The organism is Fimbriimonadia bacterium (genome assembly GCA_039961735.1).
Classification (GTDB): Bacteria; Armatimonadota; Fimbriimonadia; order Fimbriimonadales; family JABRVX01; genus JABRVX01.
On record JABRVX010000042.1, the window covers coordinates 1 to 22503 of the forward strand.

Sequence of the window (22503 nt, forward strand, 5' to 3'; positions counted from 1 at the left end):
ACCCGACCTATGGGCCGGGTGCTACCGGGCGGGTTCGGATTTCCCCCCGAGACTCAGGTGGTGTTTCAATCCTCACCCGACCTATGGGCCGGGTGCTACGCTTACCAGTGGCACCAGGATCGCCACGACCTTACTGTTTCAATCCTCACCCGACCTATGGGCCGGGTGCTACCTGGTACGCCACTTAGCAGGACTAGATTGCACGAACAGTTTCAATCCTCACCCGACCTATGGGCCGGGTGCTACCTTGGCGGAGTGCGGCTTTCATCGCAGTCGGCAAGCCGTTTCAATCCTCACCCGACCTATGGGCCGGGTGCTACCTTGTCGTTGGCGGAATGGGTCACTTGTGCCCATGTGTTTCAATCCTCACCCGACCTATGGGCCGGGTGCTACTTAGAAGCAGGTGAGAATGATGAAGACTAGTACGTGGTTTCAATCCTCACCCGACCTATGGGCCGGGTGCTACCTGCATATATCACGTAGATGCGACCGCCGGCGTCAGTTTCAATCCTCACCCGACCTATGGGCCGGGTGCTACAAGGAATAGAGCCCGTCTCGAAGGACTGGCTCAAGAGGTTTCAATCCTCACCCGACCTATGGGCCGGGTGCTACGTTTCCAAATAATCGCATTCGTCAGGTCGTTGAGTTTCAATCCTCACCCGACCTATGGGCCGGGTGCTACTTGGGATCCTGCGCGCTGAGATACACAACGGGGCCCTCGTTTCAATCCTCACCCGACCTATGGGCCGGGTGCTACCGGTAGAGCATCTTTCGCGAGCGAGGCGGAAGCGAGTTTCAATCCTCACCCGACCTATGGGCCGGGTGCTACCTGATGTATGCCATCGACCTGGCGGCATCATGCGGAGTTTCAATCCTCACCCGACCTATGGGCCGGGTGCTACTCAACTACCTCAATTAGCCGCTTCACTTCGTTCTCTAGTTTCAATCCTCACCCGACCTATGGGCCGGGTGCTACTCGCCTTCTTGAGGGATACCACCCATTAGCACGTTGTTTCAATCCTCACCCGACCTATGGGCCGGGTGCTACTCCCAGAGAGCCCAGAGGGTGTGGCCAAGGACGTGTTTCAATCCTCACCCGACCTATGGGCCGGGTGCTACGTAAGAAACTTGCTCAACCGCCTGGCGGCTGCAGTTTCAATCCTCACCCGACCTATGGGCCGGGTGCTACGCGTGCGGTGATGCGAGTAGTGACTGCTGGATATATGTTTCAATCCTCACCCGACCTATGGGCCGGGTGCTACCCGAGCCACGCCCCGCCGCGCCTAGCCGGGCCGAGCCACGCCTCGTTTCAATCCTCACCCGACCTATGGGCCGGGTGCTACCTGGGTGCTCCATAACATACTTCTCGCAGGCCCTAAAGTTTCAATCCTCACCCGACCTATGGGCCGGGTGCTACGAGAGTGGATGCTGGGATATGTGTTGGCTGTGGGTTTCAATCCTCACCCGACCTATGGGCCGGGTGCTACTCGCCACTACCCGGTGATGACGGGTGACGGTGGTCCGGTTTCAATCCTCACCCGACCTATGGGCCGGGTGCTACACCCGACCGCCACTATTCTGTGCACACCGTTGTCCAGTTTCAATCCTCACCCGACCTATGGGCCGGGTGCTACGACCCTTGGTCAGAAAAGTTATCTAAACTTTGGTCGGTTTCAATCCTCACCCGACCTATGGGCCGGGTGCTACCCAGGCCGGGGCGGCACCTGGCGTGGAAGTGCGCCTGTTTCAATCCTCACCCGACCTATGGGCCGGGTGCTACGCGCTGACGGGCGAGGTGTATCAAGATGACGCCCAGTTTCAATCCTCACCCGACCTATGGGCCGGGTGCTACATCACGTTCTGCGACGCAGACAACGTGTGGCGCGCCGTTTCAATCCTCACCCGACCTATGGGCCGGGTGCTACCCGGCACGACGTGATCGATGCCGACCCGATGCTGCTGTTTCAATCCTCACCCGACCTATGGGCCGGGTGCTACCGGATTTCCACCGGACTTGTCGACGAGTGTGATGTTGTTTCAATCCTCACCCGACCTATGGGCCGGGTGCTACGGGTTCGCGTGACTCCGAGCCTCAAGCCGCAGATGGTGTTTCAATCCTCACCCGACCTATGGGCCGGGTGCTACGCGCCCGACGAGGGAGTGACCCTCGAGGTCGCCGTGTTTCAATCCTCACCCGACCTATGGGCCGGGTGCTACCGCAGCCGAGGGCCTGGTGTACGACGCCTGGGACCCGTTTCAATCCTCACCCGACCTATGGGCCGGGTGCTACACGCTCGCCGTGACCGAGCGTACGGTTCCGATTCGGTTTCAATCCTCACCCGACCTATGGGCCGGGTGCTACCCGTACCTCCACAGCGGGAAAGCTCGGGGGTGTCTGTTTCAATCCTCACCCGACCTATGGGCCGGGTGCTACGGCAACAGTTACCACCTATGGTACACCCCCCCTGCGTTTCAATCCTCACCCGACCTATGGGCCGGGTGCTACTAGCACACAACGCCTTCCCGTCGCCAATCGGACTGGTGTTTCAATCCTCACCCGACCTATGGGCCGGGTGCTACCTGCGAGGTATCTATACGGCCAGTCGCGCATGTCCGAGGCGTTGTTTCAATCCTCACCCGACCTATGGGCCGGGTGCTACTCGCAGGACCCGATGCTCACCATCATGCCTGATGATGTTTCAATCCTCACCCGACCTATGGGCCGGGTGCTACGATGATGTGAGTGCCGATCCAACACTTCCACCTGCCGTTTCAATCCTCACCCGACCTATGGGCCGGGTGCTACAGATGGGATCGGATTGACACGCATGCTCTACCGGGTTTCAATCCTCACCCGACCTATGGGCCGGGTGCTACGTTAAGCAAGCAAGCGGACAGTTGTCTGCCTTAGAGGTTTCAATCCTCACCCGACCTATGGGCCGGGTGCTACACGACTGTTCCAGGGTGGTCTGGTGGGTGCCCATAAGTTTCAATCCTCACCCGACCTATGGGCCGGGTGCTACAGCCGGTTTGTACCCTACAATTGGCTTGCGCAGCCGCATCGCACACGGGCTCCGGCTCTGCAAGATGTTTGCTCCCGGTGCGCACTGAAGCGAACCGAGTGGACCTAGAGCCAAGCGCGAACCTCTGGTTCACGGGCTCACCACCGGGGGTTCGCGCTACACGACCAGCGGGCCCTCGAAGTCAATCCATCTGTCCCTGCCGTAGACCTCAAGGTGCTCCTCACGCGGCTGCCGCAGGCGATAGATGCGCAAGCTGTCCTCGGCTGACTCCAGCACGTCTAACAGTTTGCGGCGCAACTTCTCGAGATCCATGTCGGATACACAGCACTCGAAGACCGAGTACTGAACGCGCTGACCGAATGCCGTGCATACCTTTGCGACCCTGCGTAACCGACGCCGACCAGCAGCAGATGTAGTATCCACATCGTATGAAACCAGGATATCGTGTGTCCGCCTCATTGGTGGCTCATCTCGGCACGAACGGCGCGTAGTGGTCGATGTCGCCGCGGAATAAGCGAGCCATGACACGCGCCTGTATGTGGGGCAACAAGCCAATGGGGACCTTCTGCTTGAGCAGTGGATGCGAGGTTTCCTCCTGTTTCCGCTTCTGGTAGGCGACGAGCACCAGACGCCTTCCCTCTTCATTCAGCATCACGCTCTCACCGGGCCGTACATCGAAGTGGGCAGCGGTGACTTGCTTGCGGTTGATCAGCGTCAAGCAGAGTCGGTCCAGGATAATGTGTCGGAACTCCTCGACGAGGTCCAGTGCCAGCCCCGGCCTACCAGGGCGGACCGAATGGAGAATACCTAGCTGCGGGTCGAGTCCGACGCCTTCCAGCGCAGACACGCAGTCGTTGGTCCACATGCTATACAGGAAGGAAAGCAGGGCGTTCGCACGATCGCGCGGGGGCCTTCGGGAGCGCGCGGTGAAGCGGAAATCCGTCCGCTGTGCGAGGATCATGGAATCAAAGGTCGCGAAGTACGCATGGGCAGCCGCACCTTCGCAACCACGTACTTGGTCGAGCGTTTGGGCGGCGCGCAGGTCCTGGATCAGGTCTGCGTGTTCCTACGCGGCAGCCACCAGAGCGTCTCTGCCCCCGCGATGATCTTCACGCGCTGCTCGGAGCAGCACTTGGCGAGCGTTCTGCAGTTTGCCAGCGACGACGCACTTGGCGTAGCAGAGCGCACGCTCTGCGTCATCGTGAAAGCCCAGTTGCGCCATACGTAGGAGGATATTACCGGTAGTCGGGCCCGACACGCGTGCTTTGAACCGACCGTGTCGATCCATCATTACTACAGTCCGACCATCCTCGGCACAGCGTATCATCAGCGGCTGAGAAAGGGTGACTCTGCCCAATGTGCATATGGTGCCGAGATGGTGCAGTGGGGTCTGAATCAGCTTCTGCCCTTCGCACTCCACCTTGACCGTGTCTCCTTCGAGGCTTGCGTAGGCCCCTTCCGTCATTATGAACAAAGTGTTGAGATACTGCTTGATCACGGCAGTTCCCTTTCAGCACGCGGCAGGAAGAGATCGTCGAACCGGATGGTTGTTCCAATCAACTCAGGCAGGCACGCGTCTTGCAGGGAGCAGTTGCGGCAGCGGGGGTCGTAGACTGCGGGAGGGACTTCGAGGGTCCTCTGAGCAACACGGATTGCCTCAACGATCTTCAGAGTGGCACGGCGCAGTTGCTGGTCCAGATCACGTTCCACCCGTCGTCGCGTCGCTGCATAGTAAACAGCTCCCCTTGGAACGGCAACGCCTAGCATCTCCTCGAGACACAGGGATTGCGCACACAGCTGCGCGAACTCGTGGATGTGACCCCGCGGGCGCCCACTCTTATATTCGACAGGGAAGGGGACACCATCTCCATCGAATTCGACAACGTCCGCCTTCCCTATCAGGCCGTACTGGTCGGACCATATCGGCACGGCACGCTCCACCCGGACATCGTGCTCATACCGGGCATGTGGATCGTCTACCCGCTCATGCGTGAACCGCCCTCGGAGGGTGAATAGGTTTTCATCGAAGGTGCTCTCAATGTGGATAAGGGCATACTGGCGCGGGCAGTAGGAGTAGTGCTCAATGGCGCTAACTAGCACGACCTCGTCCTCCTGCCACCCGCGCATAACGTCCGTCATCCCAGCAGCTTCACCAAGGTGACACCCTCTGGCATGTTGGCCTCCACGATATCTATGACGTAGTCGTCGAACCGCCGAGCAACCTGCACCTCTGGTCTACGCTGAACGCGGAGTCGCGAGAACAGCGGGCCGGAGGGCGCATTCCCCAGCGGGTTGTCGTGTCGGAACACGTATATGCCGTGCATCTCCATGTAGCCCCGAGCGGCCGACCGGTCGTGCTCGAACATCCCGACGAGGGCCCGCCAGAACAGCTCTAGGTCCTCCCGAGATACGCCGGTTTGAGCAGCGAGGGCAGGTGAGTAGAAGCCCTTACCAAGGTAGAGGCCGTATGGCACCAAGGCCTTGCGCCCCATCTCGGTCTCTTTACCACCACGGGTCTCGCCCGCGTCAGAGACTGCAACGTCAGCGTCTTCCTTGCGGGTGACAGCAACGCGGGTGATGGATACATCCTGCGGTGCAACGGGATCGACCGAGCGAGCGAAGGTCAGCTGCACGGGGCCGCGGACCTGACCGCAGTTAACGCCGGTGGTCATGACAGCCCCGAACATGCGGATGTCGTAGTAGTTCGCGCACATCCAGTCGCGCGCCCTATTGGCGTCGGCCCGGCTTTGTTTGCTGCCTGTGGACGTCAGGCTCAGCGACTTGTAGGCACGCTCGTGCTTCTCGTTGAGCGCTACGCCGCTGTCGCGGACGTACACCTTGAGCTCTGCATCGGCACCGAAGTGAAGCTCCACGAAGTTGCGTATCTTGCGCTTAAGGCATACGTCGGTCACGATGCCCTGCATGGTCTCGGGGTCCACGCGCGGGAGGTTGCCAGCGTCGGGGTCACCATTCGGATTGCCGTCGGTGACATCGAACAGGAGTAGGAAGTCGTAGCGCTTCCCGGGGTCAGTGATCTCTTGTAGGTTGAACATTTTCTAATCCTCCTTATCGGTGGTGGCGTCGTCAGCGAGATCTTGCAACTCCTTGCGCGCTCGGGCCTCTGCGCGGTCGTGCGCCTTCTGGTGGTAGAAGCCCAACGAGAACAGCGCTTGCTGCTGGAGCGTAAGAGTGGGTGGGAAGCCTCGAAGCGGCTCCATTGTTTCGACAATCCGCCGCTCAAGAGCATGGAAGACCGGCTCGCGCGTCTTTCGTAGCTTGGCCAGGTGAGGTTGCGTCATTCGCAACAGGTTGCCGAACACGGAAGCCGGAGTGGACGAGGCCGAGCCATAGTAGCGGTCCACGAGTGTCGCCTTGATTCCGGGGCTCGCAGCCCGTTGGGCGGACTCCAGGATCGCCAACAGGCGGCCGCAGAGATAGCCAGGATCGGTGTTGTTGTGTTCGAGGGACTGCAAGGTGTTGACCTCCTCTTGTGGTCTGTGCGATAGGTAGACGGCTTTGATAAGCGATAGGCGGGCAAGCGAGATGACCTTCCGGCCCTGCAGCATGTAGAACGGGCCTTGTGTGGCGATGTTGCGCCTGAGTGCCTGCATCAGCAGAGAGCTGGGTATCGGGGCACCTGTGAGGGCCGATCGCAGGAGTGCCGCAGGTATGGATGGCACGATGTTTTTGTTCGGATCGAGGTAGAGAGAGGCAGCGAGTTGGTAGATGCCGAATTGCCGCAGTTCGCCCGTCCCCCAATCCCGGATCTGATGCGTGCGGAACCAAACAGTGAGTGAGTTCTTGACAGCCGGGATCGTCGTCTCCAAGTAGTCGCGGATCGCGGTACGACCGCTATTTCCGGAGAGGCAGAGGGCGTAAAAGTCCTGTGCTTCCGCAGCATCGCTGTTTGAGCCCGAAACAGGTGACTTCAGCATGTCTCGAACGAGTTGAGGGTCTGGAGCATCAAGGAAGGACATCACGTCAAAGGCTGTTTCTTCTCGCGTCCAGAACAGGTACACGCTTTTCGAGCCGAGTCGCAGGTGGTGCTTGCGCTCGCCCACCATGAAGTTGATTGCGTTCGCGAAAGCCTCACCGGCGCGCTTGCTGATGGGGGAGTTGAGTGCGGCTTTAAGTCCGTACGACTCGAAAGCCGGAGCGTTCACTGCCACAAGTGCGGAACCAGAAGACTGGCCCCCTGGGATGCCCTTCAGCTTGACGGGCATGCGGTCCTCTACAGGCATCAGTTCGCCCGTCACGAGGCAGCGCTGGGTGCCCTGCGCGGCTGCTGCCGGACCTGCCCAGAACCGCTGGACGTCACCGAGATCGGTGAGCACGGTACCGCCGACCTCGAAGTTCAGCTCATCACCAGGCTGCACATTGGCACGAGCATCGCCAATCGCCGTTTCCTTCGCGCAGAGCCACCGCCACAGCGCTTCCACCTCGGGGATGCCCGTTGCGTGTGCACACCTTTTGACCAAGTCGACGTATGCTTGGTGGCGCTCTTGGGCGCGACGCCGGGCTTTCTCGTTCTGGTCCTTTGGGATGCCCAGGACGTACTCTGGGTTGTCAGCGATCAGGTTTGGTCTTGTCGACGAGGAACGGACCACGCGTGGTACTGACATGACCTTGCCTTCGCGCTGACCCCTCTTGTCACCTGAGAGGGTGATCACATCTCTAAGGGTCCCGTCAGCGTTGAGACGGATCATCTTGCTGATCAGCGCGTTCTGGTAGCCCGGGGGCAGCGATAGGGCACCGCGTTCCCAGAACTCGACCAGTCGTTTGAGGATCACTCCGCACCTCCGTTCCGGGGCACGCTCAGTACGCCTCGGTCGAGCCTCGCCTCAAAGAACAACGGCGTAAACGGCGGCTTCCCGCTTCCGTAGTCGAGGTCTAAGAGCATCCACCCGAGGTCCTCCGTGTGATCGATAGGTTTGGTGTCATCGGCCGGGCCGAACTCGGCTGCGAACTCGCGACAGCCGAGGGCAGGACGGTGAAAGCACTGGCCGCGTTGCACACGCCGCCGAAACTGGTCGCGGAACTTAGCCACGTCATCTGCGACACCTGGGTTGACGACGGGCTCGGCGTAGATCCGGTACGCCACGTCGCGAAGAACGACCGAGTGCCGCTGCGCGCGATTCTCGACGAGATCCGCATAGAAGCTCTTACCCTCGCCGAGAGCCGCTTTGGAGTTGACTTCATTCCGGAGAATGGAGACGTAGCGAATCGGTTTCAGCACATGGATCTCGAGCACCCTCCAGGTGAACTGAGGGTGCCAGAACACCGCCTCGAGGACCCCTCGTGCGGCAGATGGCGTCATGACCGGGTAGGTAACGCGCTCCACCTTGAATTCGGGCCGAGTGAAGCACGCGAAGTCGGATGAGACCTGAACTGATAGGCAGTGGTTGAGCACCTTTCCTCCTTCCATTCAGACTACAAGGTCGGCAGGATCGGCAATGCTGGTTCCGCCGATCCCAGTTCTCTGGTCGTAGGCCCCTTCCCATACCAGGAGCCCAGGTACCGGCTCCGTTACGGTTCCGTCCCGAAGGTGCCTCTGCAAGTCGTGCTGGTAGATTGCGACAGAGTGGGGATGAAGCCGACGGGCCACATCGCGGGTAATCGATCCGATTCGACGCGCCTCTACCAGTAGATCGTCAACCTGATCTGCATACCGGACCACAACAGCCTTCGTCGCCTCAGGTATGAGCCGGAATCTATCAGCGACCTCTCGAAACCGGGGACCCGAGCCGCCATCAGTGCGCAGGGCATGGATGCCCTGCGCATCCGTATCGCAGTTGGCGTACAGGTCTGCGAAGTACCGCTGAAACGTGTCTGGATTGTGCAGGGCTGACGGATCTTCCGTGAGGATCGTACGCGCCAAGTCGGTACCGGTAGTGTACTCGCCTCGCAGGCTGGTTCCACCGGCAAGATCGAAGATGACACACCTGCCGGGCGAGCTGAGTGTCCCCTCTCGATTGCAGCGTCCTGCCGCCTGTCCGATTCGGTCGAGTGGCGCGATGGCGCGGTATACGACGGGGAAATCGAGGTCAACGCCGGCCTCGACAACTTGGGTTGACACCAGACGGCACGACAGGCCCTGGCTAAGCCGACTGCGCACTTCGGCAAGTACCGCTCGTCGGTGGAGCGGACACATGAGCGTGGAGAGGTGGAACGCGTTGGGGTCCTCGCCGAGTTCAGCGACTACGGTCAGTGCGTCCCTTCTGCCGTTTACGATGCATAGGACCTGCTCAAGGTCCCGAAGAGCGTCGGCGACCTCGGCGGGTTCGACCGCTTGGGTTGGCCGCTCGAACTCCACGCGGCGGAGTTGGGCGTAGTATCGCTCCGGATGCGGGACGATGTCAGTTGCGGTCTCTAGCGTTGGCAGCTGAAGGGCCTCGAAGGCCGGTTGCGTCGCCGTACACAGCACCACGGTGCAACCTGCCTGTGACACCAGTTGATGGAGCATTGCGACCACAGCTTTGGTGAGCGTTACGGGCAGCACCTGCACTTCGTCAAGGATAATCACGCTTCGGGCGATGTTATGGAGCTTCCTGCACTTTGATGGGCGGTTCGCGAAGAGGCTCTCGAAGAGCTGGACATTGGTCGTTACAACTAGGGGCACATCCCAGTTCTCTGCTGCAAGCCGACGGCGCAGCTCACGCTCTTCCTGTCCCTCGTCGGCTGCATCGAATTCCGCTGTCGCGGAGTGATGCTCCAAGACGTGTTCACGACCAAAGATGCCTGCGTATACCTCTGCGGTCTGTTCGATAATGCTGGTGTAAGGGATCGCCACGATGACTCGGTCTAACCTGTGTCGAACGGCGTGCCGGAGCGCGAAGGCGACACTTGACAGAGTCTTGCCTCCGCCTGTCGGTACCGTTAGCCTAAAGAGCCCGGGGCTCCGCTCCGCCGCGCGACAGCAGTGGTCGAGTATCTCGCAGCGCATGGTGTTGACCGGAGAACCTGCAGCTGAGATCCGCAGGTGCGTGAGGTGTCGGTCGAGTTCGTCGAGATAGTCGGAGAACGGCTTTAGCGCGGCTCGGTGCGCAGTAGCACTGGGATCAAAGTGTGCTTCGGTGTCCAGGAAGTCCGCATCGACCAGCGCAGAGAACGCCATGCGGATAAGGAACTCCATCTCAAGCGGGTCGTTGGCGGGGAGCATTTCGCGCGTGAAGGCCGGCTCGACTCCGAGCTCAGCGAGGATGTTTAGGGCGTGGGATGCCGACTCGGAGTAGTCGCGCTGTAGAGCCTGGACGACCTCACTTCTATCATGAAGCCCCGCGTGGTGGCCAAGAAGTGGAAACACGGCTGGGCTGCAGCTCCTCGCTATCCAGGCAGCAATTGGCGCGTGGGGCGCCTTCTTGGCTGGTGCGTAACCCATGGCGCACTGCCGAATGTACTGCTGAAATGCAGGGCTGCTCTTTCCGATATCGTGTAGCCATCCAAGCAACTCACAGAATGGGCCCGCTCCGAACTTGTCCCCAATCCCCTTTGCGTTCGCGGCGACTGCGGACAGGTGCTCGACTAGATCATGCCAATTGCCACCCGGGCCAGGTGTGTGTGCAGCCAACGGCAAGCCGCTCATGGTTAGAAAGGTTCGGTTCTAGTCGCTACGGTTCCTGCATGCTCCGGTCCTTTGTATTGGACACGACTCGAGTGCTGCCGCTAGCCGAGAAGGTCGACAAGAACCGTCGATCGCCAACGCCCTTTGCGGGAAGACTGGTGACGCCCATACTGCCGCGGCAACAACAGAGCGCGAGCAGAACGGTGTTCGCGGCGGCTAGGATCCCGTGCCGGCTGCTTCGTCGCGAAGAGGGTGCCCAATGGGTCAGCGTCGAATCCCGTACGGCGGAGGCGATTCTACTTGAGCAAGTATAGGGGTACGACCGCGTTTCATCTCGTCTACGCCGAACTCATCCAGGCGGTACGATACCGCGGATTGACGACTTACCAAAGGGTCGCGCGCATCGGCGGCCTGCCCGAGAGCGGCAACGCCATGGGCAGGGAGACTGGCGAGGTGCTCGGTCTGATCTGCCGGCAGGAGGTCGGCGAGGGACGCGCGATGCTCAGCCTGGACGGCGCGATCGAGCAGAGCCTTGCAGCTCTGGGGTGGGAGTAATGACGTTGGAGGAGCGTTTTCGGGCCGACTTGCTCCGCACGTACGTGGACGCGGCGAAGCGTGGCTATCACGCGACCTACTTCATGCAGATGCTTGAGACGTATGGCGGCGTGGAGATGGCCAAGAGACTGCTTGACGATGACCAGGTGCAATCCGGTCTCTATCGGCTTGCGGAACTGGGCTTGCTTCGTCTCAGCGTCGAGAATCTCGTGCTCAACCCCGTCTACGATGAGTTGTTCCTGTCGAGTGTCAAGAACGCCGCGCGCAAACGCCTTGAGGACCTAGGGTTCGAACCAGGAGGCTGGGACTGATTCTACGCTTCGGGAACACGGCGGCAGCTAGAAGCGGTACGGTGCATCGAGGCGATCGAGATGTAGGCCGAGTGGCCTGCGACCACCGAGTAGCCGTCGGCTTGAGCCGGTGGCCAGCTGACAGCCACACTGACAGCCAAGAGCGTGGAGCTCAGTGGAACCTAGGGCACTTGGTGGACTAGGAGGGGCCGCGAGCCGTACGCAGAGGCACGCGGGTGCACTCCGTGGACGGCCTCCGGTCGAACTGTGGCTCAGGGGGTCGCGGGTTCAAGCCCCGTTCGCCGCCCCAAACTCCCTCTTACGATCGCGCATCTCGTTGTCTGGTGCCCTGTGGCCAGGATTGGTCGAGGGATCGGTAGTAGAGCTGCTACGCTGATTGCAGAGGCCTGGGCCACCTTCGCGGATGACTGCTCAATCCTGCCCTCACGGCTTTGTCTCGCCAAAGAGGAAGGCGAGACGATCGCCAGAATCCCATAGGCGATAGAAGGGGTGGAGCCCAGATGAGTGCATTCATCGCGATCGCTTGGTTCGTTCTATCCTGCACCTATCAGGCTGTTCCGACGGCGGACGTGCAAGATCTCGAGGCTGGCTTCGCGCGTCCACCCGCCAGTGCGCGCCCATGGGTGTATTGGTTCTGGCTAAACGGTAACATCACCCGCGAGGGAATCACCGCGGATCTGGAAGCGATGCGCAGGGTGGGTATCGGCGGTGTGCTGATTATGGAAGTGGATCAAGGCGCTCCTGCCGGGCCTGTTGTGTTTGCCAGCCCCGCATGGCGCGAGCTCTTCCGGCACGTAGTATCGGAGGCCGACCGGCTCGGCCTGCAAGTCAATATGAACAACGATGCCGGCTGGACCGGGAGCGGCGGCCCGTGGATAACACCGGACCTCGCCATGCAGAAGGTGGTATGGACCGAAACCACGGTGCAGGGACCCACCAGGCTCGGCCCGGCATTGGCGGAGCCGCAGAGATTCGCCAACTACTACCGGGACATCGCGGTCCTTGCTTTTCCCACGCCTGGTGAGTACCGGATCGAAGGGGTCGCGGGCAAGTCGGCACTGGTGAGACAGGAGGTGATTCCCCAGTCCACCTATCCGGAGTTGCCTGCCGGGCAGGTGGTCGAGTCGCAAGCGATCTTGGATCTCACATCGCGCATGCGGCCGAATGGCACCCTCGACTGGGACGTGCCGGAGGGTCAGTGGACGATTCTGCGCATTGGCCACACGACTACCGGAGCGATCAACCTACCCGCGCCTGCCGCTGCGCAGGGCTTGGAATGCGACAAGATGAGCAAGGTTGCAGTGGAAACGCACTTCAGTGCGTTGATGGGTAAGCTGATCGCCGACGTCGGCCCGCTGGCGGGCAAGACACTGGTCTCCACACACATCGACAGTTGGGAGGTGGGATCGCAGAACTGGACGCCGCGTTTTCGCGAGGAGTTTCTGCGTCTGCGCGGATACGATCTGCTGCCATACCTGCCCGTGGTGACGGGCATAGTAGTAGACAGCTTAGAGGTCTCCGAGCGCTTCCTGTGGGATCTCAGGCAGACGATCTCGGACCTGATCGTCGAGAACTACGCGGGTCACATGGCGAAGCTGGCCAACGACCACGGCATGCGACTCTCCATAGAGGCATATGACGGTAATCCGTGTGATGATATGACCTATGCGGGCCGTGCGGACGAGCCGATGGCGGAGTTCTGGTCTTGGCCTAACAACTTCACATCGTATAGCTGTACTCAGATGGCCTCAGCGGCACACGTATACGGCAAGCGCATCCTCGGCGCCGAGGCGTTCACGGCGACGGACGGCGAAAGGTGGTTGCATCATCCGGCTTCCATCAAAGCACTCGGTGATTGGGCGTTCTGCGAGGGTATCAATCGCTTCGTGTTTCACCGTTACGCGCTCCAACCATGGCTCGACGTGCAGCCGGGGATGTCTATGGGGCCTTGGGGTTTGCACTACGAACGCACACAGACGTGGTGGGAGCAATCGGCAGCATGGCACCGATATCTGGCAAGGTGTCAGTACTTGCTTCAGCAGGGATTGTTCGTTGCCGACATCTGCTATCTCGCGCCGGAGCGCTCCCCGCAGCGGTTCGTAGTGCCGAGACCGCACGGCACGGAGCGTCCGCCATACAACTTCGACGGATGCACTCCGGAGGTGGTGATCGAGCGGATGCAGGTACGTGACGGGTGCCTCGTGCTGCCGGATGGCATGAGCTATCGGCTTCTGGTCCTTCCGGACGTGCCCACCATGACCCCACGGCTGCTCGCCAAGATAGGTGATCTGGTGAGAGCGGGAGCCACCGTCGTGGGGGCGCCGCCGCTCGAATCCCCCAGCCTCTCGGGGTATCCGGGGTGTGATGACGAGGTGCGGAGACTCGCTGCCGAAATATGGGGAGACTGTGACGGACAGAAAGTCAAGGAGCGGCGCTACGGGAAGGGCAAGGTCGTGTGGGGCATAGCACCCGAGCGCGTGCTCGAACGCATGGGTGTGCCAGCGGACTTCAGCTATCACACCCTATCCGGACGCTCGAGCCTGCGGTACATCCATCGCGCACTGGGCGACACGCAGGTGTACTTCGTCGCTAACAAGTCAGCGCAGTCAGAGGATGCCGTCTGTACCTTTCGCGTGTCGGGCATGCGACCGGAGCTATGGTGGCCGGGATCGGGCGAGATCGAGAAGCTGGCGGTGTACGATCAGAGAAATGGGCTAACGCACTTGCCTCTACACCTGGAAGCGACGGAATCCGTATTCGTGATCTTCCGGCCGGGGCAGCCAGTCGAGCAAGACCGCATCGTCAGCGTATCGCTGGAGGGCGAGGTGGTACTGGATGCACGTCCGAAGCCTCGGCTTCGCCTGGACACCGATAACAACGCGCGCATCACGAACAACTTCACGATGGCTGCTTGGGTGCGCCCCGATGCACCCACCGGACTGCCACAAGAGGCAGATTCCGGTGCAGGAGGGCTCGGGGTAGTGCGCAACGAGGTGCTCTACCCGCCCCCTGGCCACGAGGTTTATTCGGACGATGGCCATGCCGGAGCAGGCTTCTCGGTAGGTACGAACGGCGTGTGCGTTTACGAACACAGTGCCGACTACTTCGCACCAGTGTTAGTATATGGTCAGTCTATCTCCGGCTGGGTGCACGTGGTAATCGTGTATCGAGACGCGTGCCCGAGTCTGTATCTGAACGGCAGACTGGTGCACACGGGACTCACCAGCAAGCATTCCGTGCATCCGGGCGTCGGGGTGCAGCACACTCGAGCGGTGGACCCGTTCCGAGGGGACGTAGGTGAGCTTCAGATGTTCGACAGGGCGCTGTCGGAGACGGAGATCGCGAGGTTGGCGGCAGAGACGCCGATTCCGAAAGCACGTCCAGGCACAGCCAGCATAGAGCTGAGACGCGTCCGAGGCGGGCAGATCGAAGCCGATGTCTGGCAGCCTGGCAAGTATGTGCTGAGGACTGCCGACGGTAGGAAGCACATTGTGGAGATAGGTGACTTGCCAGCGCCCCTGATGCTCGAAGGGCCTTGGGAGGTGCGGTTCGAAGCGGGCATCGGTGCACCAGAGTCTGTTACGTTCGACAAGCTGATATCCTGGAGCATACACGATGATCCCGAGATACGCTACTACTCGGGCGCGGCGACGTATTATAAGACCTTCTCCATTCCACAGGATCTGCTGGCACCCGACAAGCGGCTGCTGCTGGAGCTTGGGAGGGTCGAGGTAATCGCGGAGGTTAGGCTCAACGGTAGGCTTCTCGGCACAGTCTGGAAACCACCCTATCGCGTTGACGTGACCGGCATGGCGAGGCCGGGCGAGAACACGCTCGAGGTGAAGGTGGCGAACCTGTGGGTAAACCGCATGATCGGCGATGAGAACCTGCCCGAAGACAGCCGGCGCCACCCCGACGGCAGGCTGGTGGAGTGGCCTCAGTGGCTCTTGGACGGCAGCCCGAGTCCGACGGGGAGGCGCACGTTCAGCTCGTGGAAGCTGTGGCGCAAGGACGAGCCGCTCCAGCCATCCGGCCTGCTGGGACCGGTGGAGGTTAGAGCTTACGCGCGAGTGGAGCTGCCAGCCAAGTAGGCAGCACGCCGTGCAGTCGAGATCGTGGGCTTCTACGACCCCTCAGACTACTCGACAGTATCCCAGTGGCATTCTTGGGCGTTGGAGATCTTCTGGTCCGCAGCTGACACTCCGGCCATCAGCTGCTGCCTAGTCCGAGACTGCACATGACCGTCCAGATAGGACACCGTAAAGGTCTGGCCTGGGTGGAAAGGATAGCAGTAGCCGTACGCCTGTGGGTGTGAACGGCAGTAGGTGCTGGATTCCTCGCCGCCACCCATCGTGTAGCAGAGCCAGCCGCCGAGTCCCTCTTTCTTAGCTGGTAGCGGTCCCCAAAAAACGCCGATGTGCGGGCGAATCGGCGCGTCGGCAAGATAACGCCCACCGCCCGTCGGCTTGCCACTCGCATCGCGAGACCACGCTGTGTCTATGAACAGCACGGTCATCGCAGGTGCGGCGACTTTGCTTTGGGTGGTAGGCATCACGACCCTGCGGTCCCCGAGCATCGCTTCTGGACACAGCCACACGTGGTTGTAACCCAGGTTAGTCCGGTAAAGCGTCGCCGACAGGCGCAGGTGCTTCCCGGCCTTCTCAGGAAGGGCCTCGTCGGTGCGAGGATCACGCTCGAGCGCCTCGCGCTTACCAGCCGTCGGATCCGAGGGACAGAAGAAGATATCCAGGCTCTTGGAGTAAGGCATGATCGAGGCTACCCAGGTGGTGCCTTGGCCGGTCTCGGGAAGCGTTCCCCATTCCGGATTGCCGATTCCGGCCTGATCGGCTATCGCGAGAAAGGCATCGTTGTCGTTAGCGTACATGATCATGGCCTTGATGGCCTGGTTGTGGTTGTGCTGACATGCCGACTCGCGTGCCTGCTCTTGGTCCTGCATCGCGGACAGCCAAAGGGCTGCCGCTGCGAGCACTGCAGCCGCAACGAGAACTCGTTTCATGGTGTGCCTCCTACCTACTTTGCAGGACGAGTTGTGCCGCCTGAATCGTTCGTGCAGGCATCCGAGGAAGCCTGCTGATCGGCGTCGAACCACAGGCCAGTCGCTGAGAGGTGCGGAGGTACCCCCATGTTGCTGTTCGCGATTCTCGCCGCTTTCGCTTCCGGCACTTCGCAAGCTGCCGGTGAGATCTCCCTCTCTGGCCCGCAGGGGCTTACGTTCGACGCCAAGGACAACCTGTACGTGGCCGATACGGGTAACCACCGCGTCCTGGTCTTCGGCCCCGACCTGTCGCTTCGGCGAACAATCGGTGGCGGGCCAGGCGTCGGGGACGGCCGGTTCAACGAGCCGTTCGACGTAGCCGTGGATTCGAAGGGGCGGGTGATTGTCGCCGACACCCGCAATCACCGGATTCAGGTGTTCGATGCCTCCGGCGGCTTTCTGTTCGCCTTCGGCCGGCAGGGACAGGCCGACGGCGAGTTGAATGGGCCGAGCAACGTGACGGTGGACGACAGAGACAACCTGATCGTGACGGATCGGTGGAACCACCGGTTGCAGGTGTTCGACCGCACGGGAAAGCACCTGTTCACGCTGGCCAACGAGACGGGGGAGAAGAGCGCGGCCAGGATGGAGCAGGAACGCCAGTGGGCTTTGGCAGACGGGAAGAGACCCGAGGAGGTCGCCGTCAACCCGCGATGGGAAAACACGGACGTGGGACAGTGCAACGAGCCGGGCGGCACTTTCTTCGACGGCAAGCTGAAGCGCGTGTACCTGGCCAACGGATGGAACTGCCGGCTGGAGGTATTCGACTACGATTCTGCTACCGGCAAGCTCACCCGACGCGGGCCACGCGAGGGCATCATCTGGGGGTTCTGGCTCACACGGTCTGTTACTGGCGACGCGCAGGGCAACCTCTACGGCTGCGATACCAACTTCGGGAACATCAACATCTTTGCTAACCGAGCTTCGCTCAACAACGAGAGCCAGCGTGCTAGGACAGAGAGTGGCGGCGCCTATGGAGCGATGCGCAACGTGACGGACATCGCCATCAACTCGAAGGGTGACGTGGCCGTTGCGGACGCAGGCAACAATCGCATCGTCATCTTCGACAAGGAGTTCAGTAAGCCGGGCTCCCCTCGCATAAGTCAGCGCGCGGCCACCACCGCTACCATCGAGTGGAAGACACGTTCGAAGTCGCGAACTGCGGCGATCTACCGTCAGAGCGATATATGCGAACTGACTCCCGGGAACGACAGGCCGTGGGAGACCGAGAAGGTGACGAAGGTCGAGGGCCGGGGAGCCGAGACCACCACTCACAAGCTGATGCTGACCGGACTGGAGCCTGGCAAGCGCTACTTCTATAAGCTGCGCATGCCGGACGCAAGAACTATCCCAGGTGGTGGGTGGTCGCGTGAGTATGCGATTGCCACCATGCCACCCAAGGGCCAGATGGCGTACGTGCACATCCCAGTCAAGCTGCTGTTGGTTGCCAACGTGATGCACACGGAGTCGTTGCGTCCCGACACGCCTTGGCCCACGCCGATGCCCGCATCCGAAGTACACACGTATCGCGAGGCGATCGACGAGACCGTCCTGTTCTACTGGATGAACTCAGCGATGCGTTACTTCACCGATGTCACGTTCGTAGTGGACTCCACCATGTATCGCTCGGGCCGGATCGCTTCGACAACGGAAAAGCTGACGGATAACACTTGGAGGGTGAACGGCGGGTCGAACTTCGGCTTCGAGACCGGAATGAAGGGCAAGCTATGCTACCTTCGTGACGGCGCATCCGTGGTAGTGGCGGACGCGGAGGTCACCGACGTTGAAGGAGAACGGGCGACGATCCGGGTTGACGACGTGACCGAAGAGGTGCGGCCTGGCCTGAGCTTCCTCTTCGAACCGAGATACCTGGCACTACCCGAACAGAACCATGACAAGTCCTTCGCCGAGGGGCTCAGGTCACTGGGGAGGGATAACCAGGTGTGGACGGGCCAGGTGATCGTGGAGTGCGAACGGCGCTGGAATCCCGGGAGAAGGGAGTGGCACTATCAGGGCTCCGGAGGAGGTACCTATGGTGTGGAGTGGCCGACTCCGGGGCGAAGCTTCTTCCTCGGGGGCAGCGACATAGCGTGGCTCATGTGTCACGAGTTCAAGCACCAGATCGAATCTCAGTACAACAACTCCGGCTTGGACCGCGAAGATGATCGCATGTGGTTCTGTCACTTCGCTCCTAAGTATGACAATCCCGATCCCGCCATCGGCACATGGCAATGGGACACGGCAGCGAAACACGGAGAGCACTGGGATGGCATTGCGTGGCAGTTTCGCCACATGAACGCGGGTCAGTGGATGCGTAACATGTATGGAGAAGTGCGGCTTGCGAAGGACTCGGACGGTGACGGCATTCCTGACGACGCACCACATCTGCCGATGGACGAAAAGCGATTCGGCTCCGATCCCGCGAAGGTCGACACCGATAACGATGGGCTAAGCGACATGCGCGAAGTGCTGGCGAGCACCTGGGTCACCGCACTGAACACGGACATACGGGTTCGGACGGGGCGGGAGTACATCCGCCCGAACCCGAGACATGCCGACACCGACGAAGATGGCGTGCCGGACGGCAAGGACAAGTATCCGCTGTATCCCTTCGCCACCACCGTTTCGGCTGGCGAGGTCGAGGTGGATGGCACCCTTGGTGAGTGGCCCACCACCAAACCGTGGGTGTGGATGGAGTCTCATGGCATCAGACTGAACGGGTGGTCCACATATGATGCCGATTACCTGTACTTCGCATTCGAGATGAGCGGCCCGTGGACTCGCATCTCCATAGTGACAGACCAGAATGCCGACGGGTTCTACTGCGGGAACGACAATGTGTATGTGCGGGTGGTCGGGGACAAGACGAACGGCCCCAGGTTGGAGAGCGCTCGCGTACACTTGTGCGCGATGAACCGTTGGCCGTACTTCGATGACAAGCAGGAGCACTTCCGGCAGGATGATACGTTGTTCGCCGGTAGCGTGTCAGACGGTAAGCAGGTGTTCGAGATGGCGATCCCGCGAAACCCGAGACTCGGGCTGGATCTAAAGAAGGGCGAAGAGATCGGGCTCATGGTGTACGTGGGACTGGAGAACGGTGCGTCGCTGGCTCTATTCGAGCCATGGGCAATCTTCGACTTCGAGTTGAGGTAGACACCCGGGCTACTCGGGGCCGTGACTCTCGGCAGCCCGAAGAGCCGCCTCCCGGACCGTCATGGAGAACGTGCGCTCGCCGTAGCGCTCGTGGAAGTACTCGATGAGATTACCGTCGCCCTCGATGACCGTCTGCTCGTCGAGGCAGATGCACCGGACGAGAATCTGGTCGCCGTTCGGCTCCTCGACGATGACCTCGATTCCTTCAGCCGGATCACCGTGGCCGACTGCGAAGGCCTTGATCGGTCCGTTCATGGTACTTGAGATTCAGGATGCGCCGCACTCTTCCTGCATTCCTGGCGGTCCCGTCCATCGGCGCGGGGGCCGCTGCCCAAGCCGGAGAGAGTGTGCGAACGCGCCCGGGGTATGCTTCCAACATGCTCGTCCGTGCCATTCTCATCGCATTCGGACTAGCGGGCTCGGCTCTCTGCACCCGCGTCGGCCTCGCTGCTCAAGAGGGATCGAGGGTCCGCACGATTGACCCTCCCGAGCGCGGTTTCTTCTCGAAGGTGCTGGACTATCGGGGCATTCCGATCAAGGCGCACCGCGACGTGTCGGATGAAGCGCTCGTGATGGCCCATGCGCGACTGAGGCGGATGCTGTCACAGGCCCCGACCATAGTTGCAAATCTGCGTACCGAGGCGGTGGAACTGCATATCATCGGCAAGGATCAGGTTACATCCGACCTCCCATACCTGCGTCACTACAAAGGCAAGCCGTTCGACGGGGATCTGACGATAGACGAACGCACGCGTGGCGTCGGCGGACAGCTCGTTTCCTGCGGCGAGGAAAACCTACTAAGGCTGCCAGGCGACAGATATGCAGGCCGTGACATCTGCGTGCACGAGTTCGCTCATGCCATTCTCACCTATGGCCTCGACGATGCCACACGCGCCCGCATCGAGGACCAGTATCACCGTTCGCTTGCATCAGGTCTTTGGGTGTCGGCCTTTGCCGCCACCAATGTGCAGGAGTTCTTCGCGGAGTTGAGCATGTGGTACTTCGGTACGCGAGGGGATCACGGCAAGATGTCGCCACCACCCGAGCTCGGTCGCGATGGATTGCGGACTTATGACCCCGAGGCCTTCCGTTTGCTGGACGACATCTACTCCGGCCGCATCGAGGTCACGCCCTTGAAGTTGGTCGAGTTACAGCCAGTCGAGCCGAGGCTGTGGGCACAGCAGCGATCATCGGACGGCACAGCCACTACTATTCGCTTTCGCAACTGCACAGACGAGAGGCTTCAGCTCTTGTGGGTGGATGGCGACGGTGGCCGCACCCCGTACGGGGAGTTGGAACCCGGCGAGCAGCGGAGGCACGCCACATTTGCCGGACACGTGTGGGTGCTCGTCGGGCCAGACGCCAGAGACGTAGCGATGTTCGTGGCGACGGCCGAGCCCGGGCTTGCCATCGTGACGAGGGCCGGCAGCTAACAGGTTGCTACTACCGCTCGGTGACCGAGTTCGCTTCCTGCTTCACGTTCTTGCTATCCAGTACTTCCACGCTCTTCTCGTGTCGCGCGTCGAAGGAGTTGCTCGACACGGTGCTATCGGCCACTCCCACCAACCGCACACCGGTCCGATTGTTCGAGAAGGTGTTCTGCGTGATGGTATAGTCCCGACAAGCCGTTTTGCCCACGATGGCATCCTGCCCCCACCACCCATTCCCGGTGATGCCGTGGACGCCGATGCGATTCGCATCGAACGTGTTGCCCATAATCGTATAGGTGTACGAGTCGATCATCTCCGGCCATCCTGCGCCGAAGTGCGCCTCGCCGTCCGACCACAGCAGCACCCCGTCGCGGTTCGACGCTATCGTGTTATTCTCGATGCGAGTGGTGTTGCCGTGTTCGATAGCGATGCCGGCAATACGATTGCCACGGATCTCGTTTCCCTCGATGGTGTTCTTCCACGAGTACCCTAGCCAGAAGCCGAAGTTGGAGTTGTTCGCCTTGTTGTTGCGGAACACGTTGCCCTCGCAGAAGGTAGCTTCGAAGGCGTTGTTAGGACTAAGCGAGCAATCGTTGTCCTCGAAGAGGTTGTCGTTACAGGGCGCCTTCAGGTCGGGGGCGCGGAACCCGGCCACGAACACGCCGTCGCCTCCGCCGCGGAAGTAGTTACGTATCACCTTGTTACGGTTGCTGTTCATGATCATCAGAAGGCCGGTGGCATCCGCGCCCGCGTGATACGCCCTGGAACCGCGTTCTTGCACACGGATGCAGAAATCCGCCGTGTTGTTCTCTACCACGCTGTCGCTCGTCTCGTACAAGCTGATGCCCCACCCGCTGTTGAACGAGGCGTTATTACGCGATATGGTCATCTTCTCGCACTCGTACAGCAGGATTCCATTCTGCTGATGCTGTAGCTGATTGCGTGTCACCTTGCCGTTCTTGGCCTTCCATATCATAATGGCGCCGCCGTATGCGTTCTCGGGGGGAGTCCAGATGTTGAGGAAGGTGCCGCCCGGCGGCAGCTCCGCGGTGCGATGTATGGAACAGCCTTCGATGGTCAGGTCGTCCGCGTTCTTGGCGTAGATGCCCCAACGGAAGCGCTCGATCTTCAGGTTCTCGATCGTCACGCTCTTGCGCCCTTCGATGCTGACACCCTTGCCAGTGTCGTCGTAGCCGATGAGGGTTGCACCCGCGCCGTCCAGCGTAACGTTGTCGGCTGCGATCGTGAGGCCCTGCTTCAGCAGGTAGGTACCGGGTTCGAGCACGGTGTCCTGGGTGATGACAAGCCCGTCGGTGGGGACGACTGCAGCGAGCGGAAGCATGGCGAGCGCTAGGCACAACATGCGGAACAGCCTACCCGAAATCAAGGGGCGCCGACGCCCGAGAGGGCGCAA

General features: G+C 60.9%; 14 protein-coding genes, 1 pseudogene and 1 CRISPR repeat array. Of the genes and pseudogenes, 5 read left to right on the forward strand and 10 right to left on the reverse strand.

The window, feature by feature from the left end; translation table 11 throughout:
• Nucleotides 1–62: 62 nt before the first annotated feature.
• A CRISPR array of direct repeats spans nt 63–3023; the repeat unit is 37 nt; unit sequence GTTTCAATCCTCACCCGACCTATGGGCCGGGTGCTAC.
• Between the two features lie 156 nt (nt 3024–3179).
• The 7 genes and pseudogenes from cas2 to cas3 form a co-directional block, all read right to left on the reverse strand.
• A complete protein-coding gene (gene cas2, locus HRF45_10210; GenBank protein ID MEP0766897.1) occupies nt 3180–3482 on the reverse strand; it encodes a CRISPR-associated endonuclease Cas2 in 303 nt (100 codons plus the stop codon).
• A gap of 7 nt (nt 3483–3489) precedes the next feature.
• A pseudogene (cas1c, locus tag HRF45_10215) lies at nt 3490–4518 on the reverse strand (type I-C CRISPR-associated endonuclease Cas1).
• The gene (gene cas4 / locus HRF45_10220; GenBank protein ID MEP0766898.1) at nt 4518–5150 is read right to left on the reverse strand and encodes a CRISPR-associated protein Cas4; all 633 of its coding nucleotides are present in this window, start codon (nt 5148–5150) and stop codon (nt 4518–4520) included. Before cas4 ends, cas1c begins: the two are co-directional and overlap by 1 nt.
• Nucleotides 5151–5158: 8 nt before the next feature.
• The gene (gene cas7c / locus HRF45_10225; GenBank protein ID MEP0766899.1) at nt 5159–6076 is read right to left on the reverse strand and encodes a type I-C CRISPR-associated protein Cas7/Csd2; all 918 of its coding nucleotides are present in this window, start codon (nt 6074–6076) and stop codon (nt 5159–5161) included.
• Nucleotides 6077–6079: 3 nt separating this feature from the next.
• On the reverse strand, nt 6080–7813 hold the full coding sequence (gene cas8c, locus HRF45_10230; GenBank protein ID MEP0766900.1) for a type I-C CRISPR-associated protein Cas8c/Csd1: 1734 nt from the start codon (nt 7811–7813) through the stop codon (nt 6080–6082).
• Nucleotides 7810–8448, reverse strand: a complete 639-nt coding sequence (cas5c, locus tag HRF45_10235; GenBank protein ID MEP0766901.1) for a type I-C CRISPR-associated protein Cas5 — start codon at nt 8446–8448, stop codon at nt 7810–7812. Before cas5c ends, cas8c begins: the two co-directional genes overlap by 4 nt.
• Complete coding sequence (cas3, locus tag HRF45_10240; GenBank protein MEP0766902.1) at nt 8449–10605, reverse strand: CRISPR-associated helicase Cas3'; 2157 nt, start codon at nt 10603–10605, stop codon at nt 8449–8451.
• 279 nt (nt 10606–10884) lie between these two features.
• On the opposite strand from cas3, the gene HRF45_10245 reads away from it, so the two are divergent.
• The 3 genes from HRF45_10245 (at nt 10885) to HRF45_10255 (ending at nt 15541) form a co-directional block, all read left to right on the forward strand.
• On the forward strand, nt 10885–11139 hold the full coding sequence (locus tag HRF45_10245; GenBank protein MEP0766903.1) for a hypothetical protein: 255 nt from the start codon (nt 10885–10887) through the stop codon (nt 11137–11139).
• Nucleotides 11139–11450, forward strand: coding sequence for a hypothetical protein (locus HRF45_10250; protein ID MEP0766904.1), 312 nt, complete (start codon nt 11139–11141; stop codon nt 11448–11450). The genes HRF45_10245 and HRF45_10250 overlap by 1 nt, the downstream gene beginning before the upstream one ends.
• A 500-nt stretch (nt 11451–11950) precedes the next feature.
• Complete coding sequence (locus tag HRF45_10255) at nt 11951–15541, forward strand: glycosyl hydrolase family 43 (GenBank protein MEP0766905.1); 3591 nt, start codon at nt 11951–11953, stop codon at nt 15539–15541.
• 47 nt (nt 15542–15588) lie between these two features.
• On the opposite strand, the gene HRF45_10260 is transcribed toward HRF45_10255, so the two are convergent.
• A complete protein-coding gene (locus HRF45_10260; GenBank protein ID MEP0766906.1) occupies nt 15589–16467 on the reverse strand; it encodes a hypothetical protein in 879 nt (292 codons plus the stop codon).
• A 126-nt stretch (nt 16468–16593) separates the two neighbouring features.
• Between HRF45_10260 and HRF45_10265 the strand changes: the two genes are divergently transcribed.
• Nucleotides 16594–19659 (forward strand): hypothetical protein, encoded by a 3066-nt coding sequence (locus HRF45_10265; protein ID MEP0766907.1) that lies wholly within the window; start codon nt 16594–16596, stop codon nt 19657–19659.
• A gap of 9 nt (nt 19660–19668) precedes the next feature.
• Here HRF45_10265 and HRF45_10270 read toward each other — a convergent pair whose 3' ends face one another.
• Nucleotides 19669–19914 carry a hypothetical protein gene (locus HRF45_10270; protein MEP0766908.1) on the reverse strand — a complete coding sequence of 82 codons (246 nt, stop codon included), beginning with the start codon at nt 19912–19914 and terminating at the stop codon, nt 19669–19671.
• Nucleotides 19915–19931: 17 nt separating this feature from the next.
• Here HRF45_10270 and HRF45_10275 point away from each other — a divergent pair, with 17 nt between their 5' ends.
• Nucleotides 19932–21092: a hypothetical protein gene (locus HRF45_10275; protein ID MEP0766909.1), complete on the forward strand. Its 1161-nt coding sequence runs from the start codon at nt 19932–19934 to the stop codon at nt 21090–21092.
• Nucleotides 21093–21102: 10 nt separating this feature from the next.
• Here HRF45_10275 and HRF45_10280 read toward each other — a convergent pair whose 3' ends face one another.
• Nucleotides 21103–22452, reverse strand: coding sequence for a right-handed parallel beta-helix repeat-containing protein (locus tag HRF45_10280; GenBank protein ID MEP0766910.1), 1350 nt, complete (start codon nt 22450–22452; stop codon nt 21103–21105).
• Nucleotides 22453–22503 lie beyond the last annotated feature (51 nt).

Bases quoted from the DNA above. Each gene is read 5' to 3' on its own strand.
- cas2 (MEP0766897.1), bottom strand. From the start codon at position 3,482: ATGAGGCGGACACACGATATCCTGGTTTCATACGATGTGGATACTACA.
- cas4 (MEP0766898.1), bottom strand. From the start codon at position 5,150: ATGCGCGGGTGGCAGGAGGACGAGGTCGTGCTAGTTAGCGCCATTGAG.
- cas7c (MEP0766899.1), bottom strand. From the start codon at position 6,076: ATGTTCAACCTACAAGAGATCACTGACCCCGGGAAGCGCTACGACTTC.
- cas5c (MEP0766901.1), bottom strand. From the start codon at position 8,448: ATGGAAGGAGGAAAGGTGCTCAACCACTGCCTATCAGTTCAGGTCTCA.
- cas3 (MEP0766902.1), bottom strand. From the start codon at position 10,605: ATGAGCGGCTTGCCGTTGGCTGCACACACACCTGGCCCGGGTGGCAAT.
- HRF45_10250 (MEP0766904.1), top strand. From the start codon at position 11,139: ATGACGTTGGAGGAGCGTTTTCGGGCCGACTTGCTCCGCACGTACGTG.
- HRF45_10255 (MEP0766905.1), top strand. From the start codon at position 11,951: ATGAGTGCATTCATCGCGATCGCTTGGTTCGTTCTATCCTGCACCTAT.
- HRF45_10260 (MEP0766906.1), bottom strand. From the start codon at position 16,467: ATGAAACGAGTTCTCGTTGCGGCTGCAGTGCTCGCAGCGGCAGCCCTT.
- HRF45_10265 (MEP0766907.1), top strand. From the start codon at position 16,594: ATGTTGCTGTTCGCGATTCTCGCCGCTTTCGCTTCCGGCACTTCGCAA.
- HRF45_10270 (MEP0766908.1), bottom strand. From the start codon at position 19,914: ATGAACGGACCGATCAAGGCCTTCGCAGTCGGCCACGGTGATCCGGCT.
- HRF45_10275 (MEP0766909.1), top strand. From the start codon at position 19,932: ATGCGCCGCACTCTTCCTGCATTCCTGGCGGTCCCGTCCATCGGCGCG.
- HRF45_10280 (MEP0766910.1), bottom strand. From the start codon at position 22,452: ATGTTGTGCCTAGCGCTCGCCATGCTTCCGCTCGCTGCAGTCGTCCCC.